Below are 17635 nucleotides of genomic sequence, written 5' to 3' on the forward strand. Positions count from 1 at the left end.
CCGTCCGTTGACGCCCGCGGTCATCTCTCCATGTTTCCCGCGAACGCGGGTTGCCCGCGGACGGAGGAGCCATGTTCAGGAAAGCGCCGAACGAGAGCAGGAAGATTCGCTACGCCGTCGTCGGGGCGGGCAACATCGCGCAGGTCGCCGTGCTGCCGGCGTTCGAGAACGCCGCCGAGAACTCGGAGCTCGTGGCGCTCGTCTCGGGCGACCCCGACAAGCTCGCCGCGCTCGGCGAGCGCTACGGCGTCGCGGAGCGGGGCGGGTACGACGAGCTGGAGGACGTCCTGAAGCGCTCGCGGGCCGACGCGGTGTACATCGCGCTGCCGAACACGATGCACCGCGAGTACACCGAGCGCGCCGCGGCCGCGGGCGTCCACGTGCTCTGCGAGAAGCCCATGGCCATGACCGAGGAGGACTGCGAGGCGATGATCCGCGCCACGAAGGACCGCGGCGTGAAGCTGATGATCGCCTACCGCCTCCACTTCGAGGAGGCGAACCTGAAGGCGATCGAGATCGCCCGCTCGGGCAAGCTCGGCCAGGTGCGCGCCTTCACCTCCCTGTTCACGCAGGTGGTGCGCCCCGACGACATCCGCACCCGGAGCGACGAGGGCGGCGGCGCGCTGTTCGACCTGGGTGTTTACTGCGTCAACGCCGCCCGCTACCTCTTCCGCGAGGAGCCGAGCGAGGCGCTCGCCCTCAGCCTGCGGCTCGACGAGAAGCGCGCGAAGGACGTCGACGAGACCACCTCGGCCATCCTGCGCTTCCCGAGCGGCGCTGTCGCCCAGTTCACGGTGAGCCAGGGGCTCGCGAGCGTGTCGTCGTTCCGCATCGCGGGCACCGAGGGCGACCTCCGCGTGGAGCCGGCCTTCGACTACACGGCCGATATCAAGCACTACCTGACGGTGGGCGGCAAGACCGAGGAGAAGACCTACAAGAAGCGCGACCAGTTCGCCCCGGAGCTCGTCTATTTCTCGCGGTGCGTCCTCGAGGACAAGGAGCCCGAGCCGTCGGGCCTCGAAGGGTTCGCGGACGTGCGGGTGATGCTCGCGATCCAGAACGCGGCCGCGAGCGGGAGGGCCGAGGCGATTCCCCCCTTCGAGCGGGATCAGCGGCCCGGGATGGGCCAGAACATCAAGAAGCCTCCGGTCGAGCCGCCGGAGCCGGTGAAGGCGCCGTCACCGTCGGAGCAGTGACGCGGGGCCGGGCGCTACTCGCGCCACTCGCGCTACTCGAGGCGTGCAAGGCCCGCTCGTCCGTGCGACGGTAGGCGCCCGCGACGAAGATCTCGATGCTGAGGCCCCCGCGTACGACAGGCTACCTCCTCGCCCTCCTCGCCTTCCTCGCAGCGGCGCCGGTCCAGGCCGACGAGGGCGAGGAACAACCGGCCTCCCCGACCACGGCCGCGCCGAGCGCGGCGCCTGCCGTCGCGCCGAGCGCGGCGCCTGCCGTCGCGCCGAGCGCGGCGCCGGCGAGGCAGAAGACCTCCACCAGGCGGCGCGCCCTGGCGGCGGCCGGCGCGGTGGTTCCCGGGGTGCTCGTGCACGGCACCGGGCACTTCCTCCTCGGTGAGGCGCGCACGGGCCTGTCCCTGCTGGCGCTCGAGGGCGCCGGGCTGGGGCTCATGGTCGGCGGCCTCGGGGGGGCGGCCGTGTCCGGGGCCTCGCGGCGCGTCATCGCCCCGATCGTGCTCGCCACCGTGACGGGCGCCGGCCTGTTCGGGATCTCCCTCCTCGCGGACATCTATGGCGTGCTCGCCCCGGAGGGCGGCACCGGCAGCCCTCCTCTCGCGCTGCCCTGGGTCGAGACGCAGCTCGGCCTGGCCTACGTCCACGATCCGACGTTCGCCTACAGCGCCTTTCTCGTGTCTGGCATGGACCTGCGCCTGCGCTCCATCCGGCTCTCGGGCTCCGGCTGGTTCGCGCTGGACGACGACAACGCGCGCCTGCGCGCCGAGGGGGCCTACCGCTTCGTCGGCCCCGGCACGCCGGACGGCCCGCGCGCGGCGGACGGCTCGTTCCTCGAGATCGAGGGCGCGCTCACGCACCACCGCTACACCTCCGACGATTTCTCGATCACCACCGGCGAGGTCACCCTCCAGGGCCGGCTCGATCTCGCCCACATCGGGCGCACGCTGCGAGGCTCATTCGCGGAGATGGGCTGGGGGGTCGCGGTCGAGGCCTATCGCTACGGCCGCCGCCCGTTCGAGGGGAACGAGCTCTTGATCCCGCACTTCGCCTTCGGCATGTACCTCGGGCACGAGGGGTATCCACGCGGCGAGGCCAAGGTGTTTTACGAGCACCGGCACGACGGTTATGCCGCCGGCGCGAAGATCACCGGCCTCGGCAGCGGGGTCCCGGGCCACCTCGGCCTGCAGGGCCGGCTCTACGCCTCGCCCCGCTGGGGTGTGCTCGCCGACGTGCAGGCGGGCTCTGCGTACGTCGGGCGCCTGTCGCTGCTCCTGCGCCCCGGAGGCTCGCCATGATCGTGAAGAACGCTCTCCTCGTGCTCCTCGCCCTCGCCGCGCCGCTCACCCTGTCCTGCCTCGACGTGGCCGAGGGCCGCGCGCGCCGCGATCTGGAGGTGGGGAAGGCCTCGGCGGGCCAGGCGCGCGTCGTCGTGGACGAGGGGCTCGCGGCCGTCCGCCGCCTCGCGCCGGGCGAGCTCTCGCTCTGGGCGAGCGCGCCCGTGCTCTCGGTGCGCCTCCTCGACGCCGCGGGGGGGCCGTGGACGGTCACGATCGAGAACGTGCTCGCCGACGCCGAGCTCGCGGTCCGCGTCGGGGACGAGCGCGTGCCCGTGGAGCTCGTCGAGGCGCCCTTCCCGACCCAGCGCACCTACCGTCTCTCCCTGCCGCCCGGCGCCGAGGCCACGCTCTCGCTGCGCCCGCCGGACGCGGCGCGGCTCGCGCCATGGAGGTTTGCCGTCTTCGCCGATGTCCAGGAGCAGATCGACCGCGTGCAGGACATCTACGCGAAGATGAACGAGGCGCAGAACGTCCGCTTCGCGCTCATCAGCGGCGATCTCACCTCGCGGGGCTCGGCCGAGCAGCTCGAGCGGTTCCAGCGCGAGATGAAGACGCTCGCGTTCCCCTGCTACGCGACGCTCGGCAACCACGAGCTCGGCACGCGCGACGACCTCTATCACGAGTGGTTTGGTCGCGGGAACTTCCGCTTCGTGTTCCGGGGCGTGCAGTTCACGATGCTCGACTCGGCGAGCGCGACGATCGATCCGCTCGCTTACGAGTGGCTCTCCGGCTGGCTCGCCGAGGGGCAGGCGCTCTTGCACGTGGTCACGATGCACCTCGCGCCCCTCGACCCGGTGGGCTCCCGCAACGGCGCGTTCGCGAGCCGCGCCGAGGCGAACAAGCTGCTCACGATGCTCGCGGACGGGCGCGTGGACCTCACGTTTTACGGTCACATTCACTCGTTCTATGCCTTCGAGAACGCGGGGATCCCCGCGTACATCTCGGGGGGCGGCGGCGCGATCCCCGAGCGGCTCGACGGCATCGGGCGCCATTTCGTCACCGTCGACGTGGAGCCCCCGGGCAAGATCGCGCAGGTCGCTGTCGTCCGCGTGGACTGAGCCCCGGGAGGAGATCGCCGCCGGAGGAGCGCGCCGGGCGCCAGCGGCGGCGCGACGAGAGCGCGCAGGAGCTGCGCGGCCCCGGGGGGCGCGGCGGCGGGATATCAGAGCAGATCTTCCGGAGGAGCGCTCACCACCTCTCGCACCTCGATTGCCATGTCGAACGGCGCGCCGCCGGGGCTGTACGCGAAGGCGCGAGAGGCGTCTGGAAGACGCGCTCCTCGGCGAGGCCGGGAGTTCCTGCGCGCCGCGGCCGAGCTCGAAGGCTGAAGCGAGCCGGGGCGTGTCCAGGAGCGCGGTCCGTGCAAAGGGCCTGTGCTGCGCAATTGCAAATCACCCGGCAGACCTCCCCGCAATTCATGGATGGAGCCCCGCCGGCGCGCGGCGCCCGCGGGGTGCGCCATCGCCCGCGCGGCCTAGGGGCGGCGGTGGACGTGGGCGCCGTGGCCCTCCTGCAGGTGCCGTGCGAGGAGGCTGTCGCCGAAGTCGTCCTGTAGATCGCGGAACACCGTGTGGATGTGATCGCCGCCGCGATTATCGTATTCGATGAGGTGGGTTGGGCCGTGGATCCGGTAATAGTGCGGCTGCTTTGGCGCGGCGCTGCCAGCCCAGGCGAAGTGCAGGCGCTCCACGCCGGCGCGAGCGATACGGTCGAGGTGACCGTCGGCGACGTCATCCGGGAAGTTGCGGGCGTAGACCTCCAGGAGGCGAATCAACGCGGCGCGCTGGGCCGGGGTCATCTCGGCGGCGGGCAGGCCGTCGAAGCTCGGCAGCGCGGCGCGACGGGAGGCCTCGGTGACGATATCGAGCGGCGCCGCGGGGGCGATCACGGCGCGCTGACGCTGCGCGGGGGTGAGCGAGGCCAGGAAGGCGCGGCCGAGGTCCTCCTCGGACGCGAGCACGCGCAGGCCCTTCCGGGGACCCGAGGGCACCTCGGCCGGGTTGGCGCCCAGGAACGCCGGGGTGGTGGCCACGGCATGTCCTGCCGAAGTGAAGTTCAATGAGATGTGGTGGCCCTCGAAGCGAAGACCCCAGGGGGCCTGGTGCCCGGGCTGCCCGAAGAGGGCGAGGTGGTAGCGCCCCGGGTCGCGGAAACCCGGGTTGCCCTCGAGGCCGCCGAGGATGCCCTCGAGCAGCAGGATTCCCTCCAGCTTGCGATAGCCCGCCGGGCTCAGGCCGGTCCGGAGCAGGACGTGCGCCGTGTTGAGCTCGCTTCCGTTCATGTCCCCGAGCGCGAGGCCGGCGCGGCGGCGCGGGACGTAATGCCAATCCTCGCGGTCGCTGCTCTGGAACGCAAGCTGCGCCCGGTCGCGCGACGCGTGATCGAGGCCGTCCAGGAAGGCGCGCGCGGCGGCCCCGAGAGCGTCGGCCGTGGCGTGTCCCGGGGGAGGTGCCGGCGGCGCAGGGGGCGAGGGCGGGGCGCCGTGGTGTGCGCTTCGGTCGGCCGGCGCGGGCTGGCTGTCCGGGGCGGCCGCGGGCTCGCCGGGTAGGCCTTCCTGGGGCCGCATGCTGTTACAGGAGGTCGCCGTCATGAAGAGGAGGGGGATAGCAATCTGCGGGCCCGGTCTGGACGAGGCTGTGCCGGGGGGCGGACGAGGAGCGGGCGCTTCGGTTCGTGGACCCATCACGGATAACATGAGCGACCTGACCCTGGTTGGCGACCAGAGCGGCCCGACCCAGGTTGCGGCGGAGCGGAGCGACCTGACCCTGGTAGCGACCTGATCCTGGTTGGAGCGACCTGACCCTGGTTGGAGCGACCTGACCCTGGTTGGAGCGACCTGACCCTGGTTGGAGCGACCTGACCCTGGTTGGAGCGACCTGACCCTGGTTGGCGACCAGAGCGGCCCGACCCAGATTGCGGCGGCGGGGCGGCGGCGACCCGACCCAGGTTGCGGCGGCGACCCGACCCAGGTTGCGGCGGCGGCGGCGGCGGCCCGACCCAGGTTACGACAACGGCGGCGGCGGCGGCGGCGGCGGCGGCGGCGGCGGCGGCGGCAACGGCGGCGCGACCCAGGTCGCGGCGGCGGCGGCGGCGCGACCCAGGTTGCGGCGGCCCGGCCCGCGGCCCGGCCCAGGGCGCCACCCGACCTGATCCTCGCGGCGCCAACCCACGATGCGGGAGCACAGCACAGCAATAACCCAAGTTGCGGGAGCCAGTGGCCCAGGTGGCGGACCGCCAGGCGGCCGCCACCCCCGGAGTGTAACAAGTACTTGAAATGATTGACCGCAATCCCTGGCACACGGTTTGTTGATGTACGCCGGCCATGAGCCAGCCCCGCGAGATCATTGCCGGCGCCACGTACCTGATCACCCGTCGCGTCCTTCGCCGGCACCTGCTCTTCCGCCCAGATGCGGCGATCACCCAGCTGCTGGTCTACGCCCTCGCGGTCTCGACGCGCCGCTACGGCATCGAGGTCCATGCGCTCTGCGCGATGTCATCGCATCTGCACCTCGTCGTGACCGACGTGAACGGCGTTCTCCCGCGCTTCTTGCAGTTCTTCCATCGCATCGTCGCTCTCGGTACGAAGGTACTTCGCCAGTGGGAAGGTCCAGTGTGGGACCACGAGGCGACGAGCGTGGTGCGGCTGATGACACGCGCGGCGGTGGTGGAGAAGATCGCCTACGTCGTTGCGAACCCGGTTGCCGCTGGCCTGGTCCGGCACGCGCGTGAGTGGCCTGGCGCGAAGGTGGATGTAGACGAGCTCGGCCGCGGCGAGCTGCGTACAGCGCGCCCGACGGCGTATCTCGATCCAGAGAACCCGCAGTGGCCGGACGAAGCCACGCTCCCGCTGGCGCTGCCGCCCGCCATCGACGAGGCGAGCGCGGACTGCTTTCGCGGTGAGGTTGCGGCCGAGCTGGAGCGACAGGAAGCGCTGGCCCACGCAGAGATAGGTCAGAAAGGACTTGGCTTCTTGGGCGCCGAGCGAGCCAGCAACATCTCCCCTTACGAGCGAGCCACGAGCCTGGAGGCGCTGCGCGGTCGCAATCCAACATTTGCGGTCGGCCGCGAACAGCCTGACCGACGGCGCAGCGCTGGTATCGCAGTGCGGGCGTTTCGCGCATTGTACCGTTCCGCACTCGAGTGCTGGCGTGCCGGTGTACGCAGCGTCATGTTCCCGGCTGGGACGTGGTGGATGCGCACGTTCCATGGAGCCAGCGTGACCGACGCCGTGCTCACGGTGTGATCACTGTACGAGCGCAGAGTGGCGAGCGGGTGACGATGGGCGGCCGTTTCGGTGCGTCGTCGTGGGGCACGTCCGTCCAAAGAAGGAAGTGGATCTCTCGCCGAGCAGATGATCCAACGTGGGTCGGGTCGTCGCACCTGGGTCGGATCGCAGATCGCTCAACCCGGGTCGTTCGGGTCGGGTCGTCGTAGTCCGGCCGGATCGGGTCGCACCCCAGATAGCTCAACCCGGTCGGGTCGCTGCGCAATCCGGGTCGGGGCCGGGGATAGCTCAACCCGGGTTGGGGCAGATAGCTCAACCCGGGTTGGGGCCGGGGATAGCTCAACCCGGGTTGGGGCAGATAGCTCAACCCGGGTCGGGTCGCCTCGCGACCCGGGTCGGGTCGCCCAGGGGATAGCTCAACCCGGGTCGGGTCGCCCGACGAGACGCCGAGCGCGGTGCTCAAGCTGGCCAAGTGAGCCCGGAGCCCGGCTCGTCGTCCGGCGTGTGCGAGCGCCGGCGCAAGCGCTAGCATCGGGGCCATGGCCTCTCCCGAGACGATCGCCGCGCAGGCGCGCCACTTCACCGACGACGCGACCGGCGCGGTCGTGCCGCCCCTGCACACGAGCACGACGTACGCGCGTGACGAGGGCTACCGCCTGCCCGCGGCGCACGAGTACACGCGCGACGACAACCCGACGTACCGCGCGCCCGAGCAGCTGCTCGCGGACCTCGAGCGCGGCGCCGACGCGCGCCTGTTCGCCTCGGGCATGGCCGCCGCGACCACTGCAGTGCAGGCGCTCGTGCGCCCCGGGGCGCGCCTCGTCGCCTCGCGCGCGATGTACCACGGCCTCCGCCTCTGGATGACCGAGTGGTGCGAGACATGGCATGTCGACCTCGAGCTCGTCGACGCGACCGACCTCGACGCCCTCCGCGCCGCGGTCCAGCGCGGCCCGACCTCCCTTGTCTGGATCGAGACGCCCGCGAACCCTACCTGGGATGTCGTCGACATCGCGGCGGCGGCGGACATCGCGCACGCGCGCGGCGCGCAGCTCGCCGTCGACTCGACCGTCGCCACGCCCGTGCACACGCAGCCGCTCACCCTCGGCGCCGACCTGGTGATGCACGCGGCGACCAAGGCGCTGAACGGCCATAGCGACGTGCTCGCCGGCGCGCTCGTGGCCGCGCGCGACGACGAGGCATGGCGGCGCGTCCGCCACCTCCGCCACGTCCAGGGCGCGGTCCCTGGCCCGTTCGAGGCGTGGCTCCTGCTGCGCGGCATGCGGACGCTCTTCGTGCGCATCGGCAGGGCGAGCTCCACCGCCATCGAGCTCGCCCGCCGCCTCGCGGGCCACGCCGGGGTCGAGCGGGTGCTGTATCCAGGGCTCGAGTCCCATCCCGGCCACCTCGTGGCGGCGCGGCAGATGAACGGCGGATTCGGGTCGATGCTCTCCGTCCTCGTGCAGGGCGGCGCCGAGGACGCGCTCCGCGTCGCCGGCCGTCTGAGGGTCTTCCTCCGCGCGACCTCCCTCGGCGGCGTCGAGAGCCTGGTCGAGCATCGCGCGACCGTCGAGGGCCCGAGGACGCTGGCGCCGCCGAACCTGCTCCGGCTGTCGATCGGCCTCGAGTCGCTCGACGACCTCTGGGCCGACCTCGACGAGGCGCTCCGGCCGCGCTGACGCCCGGCTCGGCTAGGGGGTGACGTCGATCATCGACTCGGTGCTCAGGAGGGTCACCGAGATCTCCGCGCCGAGGCCCGCCCCACCGGCGAACGCCGGCGCATCCACGCGCACCGCGCAGGTCCCGTCGGCGACGACCTCCGCGGAGCGCGTCAGCAGGTCTCCCGAGGGGAGCTCGACGCTCTCGCAAAAGCGCCCATCGACGGCGCAGGTCTCCGGTGTCGAGGAGGTCACCGCGAAGTCCTCGGTCCTCGCCTCGCTGCACAGCGGGTCGCCGGCGGACTCGAGCCTGGAGATCACGGCGACCACCCGGTTCCCTGTGCGCCCGAACCCATCCTGCGTCTGGCCCTCCATGAGGGTCATCCCGCCTCCCCCGAAGCCTGGAATCGCGAACACCACATCCATGGCGTCGATGCGGGCGGGGGGGATGACCGAGACCTCATGCGATCCGCCGCCGTCGGTCGCCGTGATCACGACGCTCCCCTCTCCGGTCGCGACGATATCGGAGGGCGCGCCCCCCTCGGGCATCCGGAGCCCCACGCCGGCTCCCACCACGGTGACCTCCGCGTGCTCGACGTTCTGTGGAGTGAATGGCTCGCCCATCGCGTCGAGCGCCACCGTGGTGATCGGGAGAGGGCGGCTCGACTGGATGACCGTACGCGCCCCGCACTCCGGGGGGGCCTCGATCCGCCAGTGCGGCCGCGCGGCCCGGACGCTCATCGAGAAGGTGACGGGGAGCTCGCGGGTGTCGTCGTACGCATCGCACCCGTCGAGCCCGCCGACCGGCACCGCGATCACGCCCGAGGCCTCGAACGTCGATGTCCCCTCCTCGCTCACGGTGACGGATAACGCCGTGGGCCCCGCCTGCGTCACGGTGGCCGCCCCCTGGATCGCGCTGATCTCGTCAATCGTGATCGCGCCTTCGATCGGGGCGCAGCAGCAGCGCGGGTCGACGACGGCATCCAGCGTCACGGTCACGGTGCTCGGATAGCCGGGGCCGAGCGCGAGCGTGGCTCCGCCCTCCGCGACCACGCGCGTCCGCGTCGAGCGATCGATGCTCGCGATGTGATAACCGCCCGTCATCGTCGAGCGCGTGCGGGCCGGGAGCGAGAGCCTCGCCACCTCGGTGGTGTCCGGCTCGACGGGACCGGGGCAGAGCGGATTGGGATTGCTGCCTGCGTCGGCGCGCGGCTCCTCGACGTCGGCGTCCGGAGCAGGCGGCGCCGGTCGACACGAGAGGCCAGCGCTGACGAGCACGATGGACCGGAGCAAACCTGTCCGCATCCCGGCAGAACTATCCCACCAGTACAGGTGAGGGCAAGGGGCCTGCCGGAATGCGGCAGCGATCCATTCCCCTCGATTCCCCGCGATCGACGGCCGGAGCTGCCCCGTGGCAGGGTCGATGAGGTGCAACACGCGCATGACCGTCCTCGCAGATCGCGGCCCACAGCTTCAAATCATCGAGGCCGTGGAGGGGATCGAGAACGGTCCACATTCGCGCGAGCTTGTCGTCGGACCCGGCGACGATGCGCTTGCCATCCGGGCTGAAGGCCGCGCCGTTGGCCGGGGAATCGAAGGCGCGAAAGACCATCGGCTCGCCTGTCCCGCGCCCGCCGAGAGCTCATGAGGTGGCTGGCCCGATGCTCGGGCAGCCAGCCTCGCTGCCCTGTCGCTTCTTTTTCGGGCAGCAACCTCGCTGCCCATCGCGTCTTCTATCATAAAGTCGTCACCGGCCCTCGTCCGGTACAAGCATCTACCCAGCGCACCTTTGAATAGCGATGGATGGCGCCCGCGCCGCCATGCCGGACGAGCATGGCGTCAGCCAGTTGGCGAGGGGAGCGTTCGCGGAGGGCGCCTTGGACCAGAGGGTGCCTGGGACAGAACGGACCGGGGGCTCGCCGTGGGGGTGCTCGGGCGGCGACGGCGGCAAGGGAGGGAACGGGGGGCACGGCGGTGGCGGGCTCGGGGGGGCCGTCGATCGGGGTGGCGTACCTGCTCGGAGCGCCGCCGAAGCTCGACGGCGTGAGCTACGCGGTGGGGAGGGCCGGCGCGGGAGGGCAGGGGGCGAACCCGGACGTGCTGGGATCCGCGGGGGACGACGGGGAGGAAGGGGAGTCGCTGGGGTTTCCGCCGTGAGGCTTCGGGCGACGGGAGAGGAGACGCGAGACGGGGAGGTCGCGGCCTGACGGAGCGGCCTCGCGAGGGGAGAGCGGTCGATCTGGAACCGAACGGGAGGGCCTCGGAGGGGCGCGGGGACATCGCGACGTGGCGAAGCGGCCTTGCGAGGGGAGGCGGGCGGGTCGGAACCGACGTGGGCGGCTTCGGAGCGGGCGCGGGGACATCGCGACGTGGCGGAGCGGGCTCGAGAGGGGGGGCGGGTCGATCTGAGACCGAACCAGGTGGCCTCGGAGCGGGCGCGGAGAGGTCGCGACGTGGCGGAGCGGGCTCGAGAGGGGGGGCGGGTCGATCCGAGACCGAAAGGGAGGGCTTCCGAGGAAGCCCCGTGGAGGTCGCGATGTGGCGAAGCGGCGTCGCGCGGGGGGGCGGCTCGATCGGAGGCCGCAGCCGACGGTCTCGCAAGGACAAAGGGTCGATTCGAGGCGAGGCCTTGCCGTCGAACACTTCCGGGCTCCGGGGCCAGGGCACGGCCTGATCCACGCTCCTCGGGGGCCTCGTCGCGGGCGCAAGATTTCGAGGACCACCGCCAGGCCAGCGCCGCGATCCCGGCTGCTGAGCGCGCGGCCGGCCGCCGGACGACGCTCGTGCGCTCCCCCTGAGCCGTGAGCCGCCCCTCCAGGGACTTCAGGGAGAGGAGCCGCGCTTGACCCGCCCCCTGACGCTCGTCCGACCGCTGCCGCGGCCCGCGAAGGATGCCTTCGCCGGGGACGACGCGGCGCTCGTGGACGGGTTCCGGCGGGGGGACCGGAGGGCGCGCGCCGCGCTCTACGACCGGTACGCCGAGCACGTCCACCGGGTGCTCTACCGGGTGCTCGGCGTCCACCGCGACCTAGCGGACCTGCATCACGACGTCTTCGTGCGCGCGCTCGGCTCGCTGCCGAACCTCGAGGACCCGAGCGCGCTCAAGGGGTGGCTCACGATGATCGCGGTGCACGTGGCCCGCTCGTCGATCACCCGCCAGAAGCGGCGCAGCTGGCTCTGGTTCTTGCCGAGCGAGGAGCTGCCCGAGGTCGAGTCCGGCGCGGCGTCGGGCGAGGTGCTGGACGCCTTGCGGGCGACCTACGCGGTCCTCGACACGCTCCCCGTGGACGAGCGGATCGCCTTCGCCCTGCGGTTCGTCGACGGCATGGAGCTGACCGAGGTCGCCGCGGCGTGCGAGACGTCGCTGGCGACGATCAAGCGGCGGCTCGCCCGCGCGTGCGACCGCTTCGGGGCCGAGGCGCGCAAGCAACCCGTGCTCGAGGCGTGGCTCGATGGAGGTACCCGGTGGGGCGTTCCGAGCGATCGCTGACCGCCCTCGGGCGGCGCGTGGCCGAGCTGCAGGACCGGGCGCCGGGGGCGCGGCTCGACCTGGAGCGCGGGCGCGCGCGGCTGCTGGAGGCGGAGCTGCCGGTGGGGCGGTGGGGCGGCGGGAGCGGCGGCGCCGCCGGCGCGAGGAGCCCGAGCGGGGCGCGGCTGCGGGCGCCGGGCAGGGGGGGCCGGGGGCGGGTCGCCGCCTGGATGGCGGCGGCGGCGGCGCTGGTGCTGTCGACGATCGCTCTGGTGATCGTGGCGCGTCGGGGGGCGCCGGTGCGGTTCGAGCTCGGGGCGGCCGAGGTGGGGATCGTGGGGGCGTGGATCGCCGCGCCGGCGGCGGCGGAGCTGCCGATCCGGTTCTCCGACGGGTCGCTGCTCCGCCTGGCGCCGGGCGGGCGGGCGCGCGTCGCGTCGGTGGACGCGAACGGCGCGGAGATCGCGCTGGAGCGGGGGGCGCTGGATGTTGCGGTGGTCCACCGCGAGGGGGCGCGCTGGCGGGTGCGGGTGGGGCCGTTCCAGGTGAACGTGATCGGGACGCGCTTCGAGACCCGGTGGGACCCGGTGAGCGAGCGGTTCGAGGTGGCCCTGCGCGACGGGGCGATCACCGTGACGGGGCCGCTCGTGGGGGATGCGCGGGCGATCCGCGCCGGGGAGCGGCTCGTGGTTTCGCCGGGGACGAACATGCTGGAGGTGGCGCCGATCCCGATCGACGCAACCACGTTGGGGGCAGGGTCAACCTCGGGGGCCGGGTTAACCTCGGTCGGGCCAGGCTCAACCCCGGCCGGGTCGGAACCGGGCTCAACCCCGGTGGGGTCAACCTCGACCTCGACCTCGGCCGCAACCACGTTGGGGGCGAACTCAACCTCGGTCGGGCCAGGGTCAACCCTGGTCGGGTCAACCCCGGTCGGGTCAACCCCGGTCGGGCCAGGCTCAACCTCGGTCGGGTCAACCTCGGTCGGGTCAACCTCGGTCGGGCCAGGCTCAACCCCGGTCGGGTCAACCTCGACCTCGGCCGCAACCACGTTGGGGTCGGACTTGGGTTCGGGCTCAACCTCGGTCGGGTCCACCCACCCGCCCGGCCACGCAGGCGCCGAGGCTTCGCTCGCTCCCTTGCCGGCCGCTCCGGAGACGCCTCGCTGGCGGGCCCTCGCCCTCGATGCGCGGTACAAGGACGCCCTTGCCGCCGCCGAGCGCGAAGGCTTCGACGCCCTCTGCGCGACCGCGAGCGCCGGCGACCTCCACGCCCTCGGCGACGCCGCCCGGCTCGGCGGCAGCACGGCTCGCGCCGTCCAGGCCTTCACCGCCCTCCGCAGGCGGTTCCCCGGCTCGCCCGAGGCCGCGTCCGCCGCGTTCCTCCTCGGGCGGATCGCGCAGGACCAGAGCAACGACCCCGCGGGCTCCGCGCGCTGGTTCACCCGGTACCTGACCGAGCACCCGGGGGGCGCCTTCGCCGCCGACGCCGCGGGTCGCCTCGTCGAGGCCGAGGACAGGCGCGGCGACGACGCGGGCGCCCGCCGCGCGGCGGAGCGCTACCTCGCCGCGTACCCGAACGGCTCGCACGCCGCCTACGCGCGGCGCCTGCTCGCGCGAGCGCCGAGCCCGACCCCCGCGCCCCCGTCCGCCGCCCCCGCCGAGCCCCCCGCGCCGTGACACGCCGCTCCCCGGCGCCCCTCCTCCTCGCCCTCGCCGCGCTCGCCGCGCTCGCGGCGGTGCCCTCGCTCGCCCCGCACGCGCGCGCCGACGAGGCCCGCGAGGGGGCCCCCTCGACCATCGCCGTCGTGTGCCCCCCCGGCGATCGCTTCGGCCTGCGGGTCGTCGCCGAGCTCGAGTCGCTCGGCTTCCGCGCGGCGATCCTCGACCCCGCCGCCGACGGGCCGGCGTCCCGCGCCTCCCTCGAGGCCTCCGCGCGCGAGGCGGGCGCGATCGCCGCGATCCGCGCCGTCCCTTCCGGGCGCGGCGTCGAGGTGTGGATCGCCGATCGGGTCACCGGCAAGACCGTCCTCCGCGAGATGGCCCACGGCGCGGGCGACGCCGGCGCGCCCGACCGCGACGCCGCGCTCGCGCTCCGCGTCGTCGAGCTCCTGCGCGCTAGCCTCCTCGAGACCTCCCTGCCCGCGCCGCCGCCCGGGGAGCTGCCCGCGACCCCCGAGATCCGCGAGAAGCTGCGCGTCCCCCCGCCGGCCGCGCTCGCCGCCGCCCCCTCGCCGCCATCGCCGGCGCTCCGCGTCTCGCTCGCGCCCGGCGCGCTGCTGAGCCCTGGCGGCCTCGGCGCGGCGGCCAGCCTCGACCTCGGCCTCGCCGTGATGCCGAGCGAGCACGTCGGCGTCGTCGCGTTCGCGGCGTTTCCGCTGACCAGCGCGCGGCTCGAGCAACCGCAGCTCAGCGTCGACCTCTCGGTCCAGCTCACCGGCGCCGGCGTGCGCTTCACCACCCGCGCGGACCGGTGGGCTCCCTCGGCGGACATCGGCCTGGCGGTGGTCTCGCTCCAGGGGTCGGGCATGGTCGTCACGTCGGGCTTCAGCGACAGCGAGTCTTCCGCGATGACCCTCGCGCCCTTCATGCGCCTCGGCCTCGCCTTCGCCGTGACCCCCAGCTTCCGTCTCCGCGCCGACGTGCTCGCCAGCGTGGTCGCTCAGGGCGTCTCGTTCCAGACCGTCGAGCGCGACATCGCGACCTGGGGTCGACCGATCATGCTCTCTTCCGCCGGCGTCGATCTCGGCTGGTTCTGATGAGCCGTCCTCGCGCTCTCGGAGGACTTCACCTGAGAACCTGTTCTGGAGGTCGACTCAATGAAGCGCTTCCTCATGGTCATCGGCGCGATGGCGATCGCGAGCACCGGGTGCGAGGAGATCGTGTTCGAGCCCGTCTTCGGCGAGACACTCCCGTCCACCCCCGTCACCCCGCCGTCGCCTTCCGATCCTGAATCCGAACCTGAAGAAGACCCGCCGACGCCGGGCGCCCTCGCGATCCGTGCCGGCGACGCGCCCCCCGACTCCCCTTACCGGACGCTGGAGGACCCCGACACCCTCATCCTGTTCTTCGATAGCGATGTCCAGGAGTGCTTCCCGATGGAGATCAAAGCGACGTGCGAGAACGCGCCCATGTGGCAGCTCATCCTCACCATACCGTCCGAGCTCGCCGTGCCGGGGCTCATCGATCTCTCGGATCAGCGGATCTTCTTCACCGAGTCGCTGTCCGAGGCCATCCCGAGTTGCGGTTTCGGCGGCAGGGGGGGCCCAGGCCTCGGGGGCACGCTCGAGATCGTCACGAGCGATGAGACCTCGCTGTTCGTGAAGCTGCGCGGCGCCAGCATGAAAGGCCATGCGGACGGCGACTACACGGTCCAGCGCTGCGGCGCAGCCAGCGGGCCGTCGACCGGCGGGTGATCGCCATCGCGCCGCGCCCGCCCGCTCCAGGACCCCGGCCCCCTTCCGTCGTCGAGCCGTCGAGCCGTCGAGTCCGACACGCCGCGCGGCGCTCGGCTCGAGGCCGCGCGGCATGATAGACTGTCGCCTCCGCGCCTGTGCTTCACGCCCGCGCCGCGCTCCGGGGCGCGGCGGGCCATTCCATGGAGGAGCGACGACGCGCATGATCCAGATCTTCGGCACGGCCAAGTGCAAGGCGACGCGGGCGGCGCAGCGGTTCTTCGCCGACCGGGGCATCAAGGTGCAGCTCGTCGAGCTGCGCGAGAAGGGCCTCTCCAAGGGGGAGCTCGCGAGCGTGGCGCGCGCGGTGGGCGGCGTGCGCGCCCTCTACGACGCGGAGGGCGCGCGCGTGAAGGAGCGCGGCCTGCAGCACCTCGGCCCGAGCGATGCGCGGATCGCCGAGCTGCTCGCCGAGGATCCGCTCCTGCTCCGCACGCCCATCGTGCGCGACGGCAAGCGCGCCAGCGTGGGCGCGGACGAGGCGACGTGGAGGTCCTTCGCCGACGCCGCCAAGGGCCAGTAAAAGGCCACGAGGGACGCGAGGCGGGTCAGGGCCTCTCGGTCCCCCACCAGCCATGTTCATCGACCAGCTCCCGCGCCGGCCCCGCCGCCGCGCTCACCGCGCCTGCCCGCGACCGTACTCCTTGAGCTTGCGGTACAGCGTCGACACGCCGATCCCGAGCTCCGCCGCCGCCCGCGTCTGGTTGCCCCCGTTGCGCGCCAGCACCGCCAGGATGTACTCCTGCTCGACGTCCCCGAGCGTCCGCACGCGCGACTCGGCAGCCGGCACCGGCAGGGCCGAGCGCACCTCCTCCGGCAGGTCCTCGGCCTCGATCCGCCGCCCCTCGGCCAGGGCGACGGCCCGCTCCATGGCGTTCTCCAGCTCGCGCACGTTGCCGGGCCACGGGTAGCGGACCAGGTGGTCGGCGGCGCCGGGGCTGAGGCGCGGCGCCGGCCGCCTCATGCGCGCGGCCGCCTGGGCGAGCAGCGTCCGCGCGAGCGGCAGCACGTCGTCCCGCCGCTCGCGCAGCGGCGGCAGCCGGAGCTCGACCACCTTGAGCCGATAGTAAAGGTCCTTTCTGAAGCGGCCGGCCGACACCTCCTCGGTGAGCTCGCGGTTCGTCGCCGCCACGACGCGCACGTCGACCGGCCGGCTGCGGTTCTCGCCGACCCGCCGCACCTCGCGCGCCTGCAGCGCCCGGAGCAGCTTCACCTGCACCCCGGCCGGCAGCTCGCCCACCTCGTCGAGGAACAGGGTCCCGCCGGCCGCCGCCTCGAAGATCCCCGCCCGGTCCCGCGTCGCGCCGGTGAAGGCGCCGCGCGCGTGGCCGAAGAGCTCGCTCTCGAGCAGCGGCTCCGGGATCGCGGCGCAGTTGATGGCGAGCAGCGGCGCGGCCGCGCGGGGCGAAGCGTCGTGGACGAGGCGCGCCACGCGCTCCTTGCCGGTGCCGCTCTCGCCCGTGACGAGCACCGTGGCGTCCACCTGCGCCACCCGCCGCGCGAGCTCCAGGACGCGCTGCATCGCCGGGCTCGACGCCGCGATGCCGCCCGGACCCGCGCCCGCCCCGCCGGCCGCAGCCGTCCGCAGGAGCGTCTCTGCGCTCGTCCTCAGCCGGCGCTCGGCGCGCCCCAGCGCCTCCGCGGCCCGGCGCAGCGAGTCGTCGAGGCGGTGCTCCTCGAAGAACGGCAGGTGCGGCTCGAGGTCGGCGCCCCACGCCTCGGCCGTGCGGCCGGCGAACAGGCAGCTCGCGTCGCCGCGGCCGAGGCAGCGGCGCTCGATCACATAGATGTCCTGGCCCTCGATGCAGCTCAGGTAGCCGCTCGCGAAGCCCGCGAGCGTCCAGCACACCGGCGCGTCCGCGCGGCCGAGGTGCAGGAGGTGCTGCTCCGCCTCGTACGAGGCCTCCACCGTCGCGCCCCCGGGCGAGAGCGGGCCGTCCGCGCCCGGCGCGAGGCGGATCATCCCCTGCAGCGCGTGGATGCGCCCGCCCGCGTCGCGCCACTCCTCGTCGCTCTCCAGCGAGAGCTCGGCGCGCGCCGCCTCGGCCGTGCGGTAGCCGTGCGCGAAGCCGAACCGGGTGAGGATGGCGCGCGCCGCCGCGGCGCCGACGCTGTCGATGAGCTGCTTGCGCAGGAGGCCCATCGCGACGGTGTCGAGCAGGATCGCCCGCGCCCCGGAGAAGCGCAGATCACCTCCCTGCGGGTCGACCGTGAGGAGCTCCGACAGATCGAGGTCCGCTGCGCGCATGCTGCCTGCCCGGTCGACGCGGCCGGATCGCCGGAGCATAGGTGGCTCCCCGGGCGCGTG

The 17635-nt window shown here is 73.2% G+C and carries 15 protein-coding genes; 12 read left to right on the top strand and 3 right to left on the bottom strand.

Translation table 11 applies throughout. From position 1 onward, the window contains the following. The first annotated feature begins 71 nt into the window (after window positions 1–71). From WME89_RS02065 to WME89_RS02075, 3 genes are all read left to right on the top strand, one after another. Window positions 72–1196 carry a Gfo/Idh/MocA family protein gene (locus WME89_RS02065; protein WP_438007608.1) on the top strand — a complete coding sequence of 375 codons (1125 nt, stop codon included), beginning with the start codon at window positions 72–74 and terminating at the stop codon, window positions 1194–1196. Between the two features lie 95 nt (window positions 1197–1291). Next, window positions 1292–2485 carry a hypothetical protein gene (locus tag WME89_RS02070; protein WP_438007609.1) on the top strand — a complete coding sequence of 398 codons (1194 nt, stop codon included), beginning with the start codon at window positions 1292–1294 and terminating at the stop codon, window positions 2483–2485. Continuing rightward, window positions 2482–3585 carry a metallophosphoesterase family protein gene (locus WME89_RS02075; protein WP_438007610.1) on the top strand — a complete coding sequence of 368 codons (1104 nt, stop codon included), beginning with the start codon at window positions 2482–2484 and terminating at the stop codon, window positions 3583–3585. Before WME89_RS02070 ends, WME89_RS02075 begins: the two co-directional genes overlap by 4 nt. Window positions 3586–4001: 416 nt before the next feature. On the opposite strand, the gene WME89_RS02080 is transcribed toward WME89_RS02075, so the two are convergent. Next, window positions 4002–5117, bottom strand: a complete 1116-nt coding sequence (locus WME89_RS02080) for a DUF3500 domain-containing protein (RefSeq protein WP_438007611.1) — start codon at window positions 5115–5117, stop codon at window positions 4002–4004. Between the two features lie 732 nt (window positions 5118–5849). On the opposite strand from WME89_RS02080, the gene WME89_RS02085 reads away from it, so the two are divergent. Both WME89_RS02085 and WME89_RS02090 read left to right on the top strand, forming a co-directional pair. After that, window positions 5850–6770, top strand: a complete 921-nt coding sequence (locus WME89_RS02085; protein ID WP_438007612.1) for a transposase — start codon at window positions 5850–5852, stop codon at window positions 6768–6770. 521 nt (window positions 6771–7291) lie between these two features. Further along, window positions 7292–8428, top strand: coding sequence for a trans-sulfuration enzyme family protein (locus WME89_RS02090; protein ID WP_438007613.1), 1137 nt, complete (start codon window positions 7292–7294; stop codon window positions 8426–8428). Window positions 8429–8440: 12 nt separating this feature from the next. On the opposite strand, the gene WME89_RS02095 is transcribed toward WME89_RS02090, so the two are convergent. Beyond that, a complete protein-coding gene (locus WME89_RS02095; RefSeq protein WP_438007614.1) occupies window positions 8441–9850 on the bottom strand; it encodes a hypothetical protein in 1410 nt (469 codons plus the stop codon). On the opposite strand from WME89_RS02095, the gene WME89_RS02100 reads away from it, so the two are divergent. The 7 genes from WME89_RS02100 to WME89_RS02130 all read left to right on the top strand — a co-directional run bounded on the left by WME89_RS02100 (window position 9849) and on the right by WME89_RS02130 (window position 15850). Then, window positions 9849–10055, top strand: a complete 207-nt coding sequence (locus tag WME89_RS02100; protein WP_438007615.1) for a hypothetical protein — start codon at window positions 9849–9851, stop codon at window positions 10053–10055. The genes WME89_RS02095 and WME89_RS02100 overlap by 2 nt on opposite strands. Before the next feature lie 326 nt (window positions 10056–10381). Then, the gene (locus WME89_RS02105; protein ID WP_438007616.1) at window positions 10382–10564 is read left to right on the top strand and encodes a hypothetical protein; all 183 of its coding nucleotides are present in this window, start codon (window positions 10382–10384) and stop codon (window positions 10562–10564) included. 685 nt (window positions 10565–11249) lie between these two features. Beyond that, entirely contained in the window at window positions 11250–11897 is a 648-nt protein-coding gene (locus WME89_RS02110) for an RNA polymerase sigma factor (protein ID WP_438007617.1), read from the top strand. Next, window positions 11873–13552, top strand: coding sequence for a FecR domain-containing protein (locus WME89_RS02115; protein ID WP_438007618.1), 1680 nt, complete (start codon window positions 11873–11875; stop codon window positions 13550–13552). Before WME89_RS02110 ends, WME89_RS02115 begins: the two co-directional genes overlap by 25 nt. Next, window positions 13549–14631, top strand: a complete 1083-nt coding sequence (locus WME89_RS02120; protein WP_438007619.1) for a hypothetical protein — start codon at window positions 13549–13551, stop codon at window positions 14629–14631. The genes WME89_RS02115 and WME89_RS02120 overlap by 4 nt, the downstream gene beginning before the upstream one ends. 60 nt (window positions 14632–14691) lie before the next feature. Next, window positions 14692–15288 carry a hypothetical protein gene (locus WME89_RS02125; RefSeq protein ID WP_438007620.1) on the top strand — a complete coding sequence of 199 codons (597 nt, stop codon included), beginning with the start codon at window positions 14692–14694 and terminating at the stop codon, window positions 15286–15288. Window positions 15289–15490: 202 nt separating this feature from the next. Next, window positions 15491–15850 (top strand): arsenate reductase family protein, encoded by a 360-nt coding sequence (locus tag WME89_RS02130; RefSeq protein ID WP_437623152.1) that lies wholly within the window; start codon window positions 15491–15493, stop codon window positions 15848–15850. A gap of 93 nt (window positions 15851–15943) precedes the next feature. On the opposite strand, the gene WME89_RS02135 is transcribed toward WME89_RS02130, so the two are convergent. After that, the gene (locus WME89_RS02135) at window positions 15944–17575 is read right to left on the bottom strand and encodes a sigma 54-interacting transcriptional regulator (RefSeq protein ID WP_438011881.1); all 1632 of its coding nucleotides are present in this window, start codon (window positions 17573–17575) and stop codon (window positions 15944–15946) included. Between the last annotated feature and the right edge of the window lie 60 nt (window positions 17576–17635).

It is taken from the genome of Sorangium sp. So ce321, assembly GCF_051530195.1.
Classification (GTDB): domain Bacteria; phylum Myxococcota_A; class Polyangia; order Polyangiales; family Polyangiaceae; genus Sorangium.

Excerpts from the sequence above, each read along its gene's own strand:
- WME89_RS02065 (WP_438007608.1), top strand. The coding sequence starts at position 72 with ATGTTCAGGAAAGCGCCGAACGAGAGCAGGAAGATTCGCTACGCCGTC.
- WME89_RS02070 (WP_438007609.1), top strand. The coding sequence starts at position 1,292 with ATGCTGAGGCCCCCGCGTACGACAGGCTACCTCCTCGCCCTCCTCGCC.
- WME89_RS02075 (WP_438007610.1), top strand. The coding sequence starts at position 2,482 with ATGATCGTGAAGAACGCTCTCCTCGTGCTCCTCGCCCTCGCCGCGCCG.
- WME89_RS02080 (WP_438007611.1), bottom strand. The coding sequence starts at position 5,117 with ATGACGGCGACCTCCTGTAACAGCATGCGGCCCCAGGAAGGCCTACCC.
- WME89_RS02085 (WP_438007612.1), top strand. The coding sequence starts at position 5,850 with ATGAGCCAGCCCCGCGAGATCATTGCCGGCGCCACGTACCTGATCACC.
- WME89_RS02090 (WP_438007613.1), top strand. The coding sequence starts at position 7,292 with ATGGCCTCTCCCGAGACGATCGCCGCGCAGGCGCGCCACTTCACCGAC.
- WME89_RS02100 (WP_438007615.1), top strand. The coding sequence starts at position 9,849 with ATGACCGTCCTCGCAGATCGCGGCCCACAGCTTCAAATCATCGAGGCC.
- WME89_RS02095 (WP_438007614.1), bottom strand. The coding sequence starts at position 9,850 with ATGCGCGTGTTGCACCTCATCGACCCTGCCACGGGGCAGCTCCGGCCG.
- WME89_RS02125 (WP_438007620.1), top strand. The coding sequence starts at position 14,692 with ATGAAGCGCTTCCTCATGGTCATCGGCGCGATGGCGATCGCGAGCACC.
- WME89_RS02130 (WP_437623152.1), top strand. The coding sequence starts at position 15,491 with ATGATCCAGATCTTCGGCACGGCCAAGTGCAAGGCGACGCGGGCGGCG.
- WME89_RS02135 (WP_438011881.1), bottom strand. The coding sequence starts at position 17,575 with ATGCGCGCAGCGGACCTCGATCTGTCGGAGCTCCTCACGGTCGACCCG.